Origin of the sequence: Mycobacterium sp. SMC-15 (assembly GCF_045310925.1) — a bacterium.
Taxonomy (GTDB): Bacteria; Actinomycetota; Actinomycetes; order Mycobacteriales; family Mycobacteriaceae; genus Mycobacterium.
In genome coordinates this window covers 1-1,362 of record NZ_JBJIAJ010000032.1, presented here as the reverse complement: position 1 = coordinate 1,362, position 1,362 = coordinate 1, and the positions used below count along the sequence as shown (strand labels likewise).

The 1,362-nt window shown below is 61.7% G+C and carries 1 protein-coding gene; it reads left to right on the top strand.

The window, feature by feature from the left end; genetic code table 11:
• Positions 1 to 112 precede the first annotated feature (112 nt).
• Complete coding sequence (locus ACJH71_RS22250) at positions 113 to 1,348, top strand: transposase family protein (RefSeq protein WP_406760147.1); 1,236 nt, start codon at positions 113 to 115, stop codon at positions 1,346 to 1,348.
• The last annotated feature ends 14 nt before the right edge of the window (positions 1,349 to 1,362 follow it).

Genomic DNA, 1,362 nt, shown 5'->3' with positions numbered 1-1,362 from the left:
CGCGTTGAATCGCCTTTTATGCGCGCGATGCGGCTAGTCGTTGCCTCATTCAAAATGCGCGCTTCGGCGTGCCTTCTGGAGGGATCGGTTGAGCTCTCGGTAGGCCCAGATGATGGGGTTGACGTTGGCCGAGCGACGCGCTGTGACCGAGATGACCGCGATCCGCTACGTGGTGGCGGATAGGCGAGTCAAGAGCAGGATCCTGGACGAATTGTGCGCCAACACGGGTTGGCATCGTAACCATGCCCGCAAGGCCCTCAAGGCGGCGTTGCAGCCCAAGGTGGTGACACCGCGGCGAAGTCCGCGTCCACCCAGATACGGGCCGGATGTAATTGCTGCGCTGACCGTGTGCTGGACCGTGCTGGGGATGCCGGCCGGCAAGCGACTGGCGCCGATGCTGGGTGAACTGGTGGCGGTGTTGCGGCACTTCGGTGAGCTGGTCATCGATGACGAGACCGCGACACTGTTGGTGTCGATGTCGGCGGCCACGATCGATCGCCGCCTGGCAGGTGAGCGGGCCAAGCATCAGATCAAGGGGCGTCGCACGACAAAGCCGGGTTCGCTGCTGAGAAGCCAAATCCCGGTCCGTACCTGGGCGGATTGGAACGATGCGCAACCTGGATTCGTGGAGATCGATCTGGTCTCCCACGATGGCGGCAACACCATCGGACCGTACGCGTTCACGCTGACGGTGACCGACATTGCCACTGGCTGGACGGAAAACCGCTCAGTGCCCAGCAAGGAGGCCAAATGCGTGCTGGCCGCTTTGGAAGGCATCGCCAACAAGATGCCGTTCCCGATCTTGGGCGTGGACTCCGACAACGGAGCCGAATTCATCAACGTCTATCTGTTCATCTGGTGTAGAAACCGCAAGATCACCTTCACTCGGGCGCGGCCGACGAACAAGAACGACGGCTGTCACGTCGAGCAGAAGAACTGGGCGGTCGTGCGCACCATGGTCGGCTACCACCGCTACGATACCGCCCCGGAGTTGTTGTTACTCAACGAGATCTGGCAGTTGCAGTCCCAGCTGACCAACTACTTCTACCCGCAGCAGAAACTGATATCCAAAGTCCGTGACGGCGCCAAGGTAACTAAGAAGTACGACACGGCAGCCACCCCGTTCCACCGCGCCATCGATCACCCCAACACCACCGCTGATCGCATAGCCGCTCTGGCCAGAATCCACGCCCGGATCAACCCGGCCGCCACCCAGCGTCAGATCCAAGCATTGACCGGCCGACTCCTCAAAATGACCACCAGCAAGCCCGGAGCCACCACCCGATCCCGAGTCCCCAAGCGCGCACAATCACGTGAGGCAACGAACCCGCCCTCGCGCGCATCTTGACGTGAGGCAACACG

What these genes read in the sequence shown, in the direction of transcription:
- ACJH71_RS22250 (WP_406760147.1), top strand. Translation starts at nt 113, where the DNA reads ATGGGGTTGACGTTGGCCGAGCGACGCGCTGTGACCGAGATGACCGCG.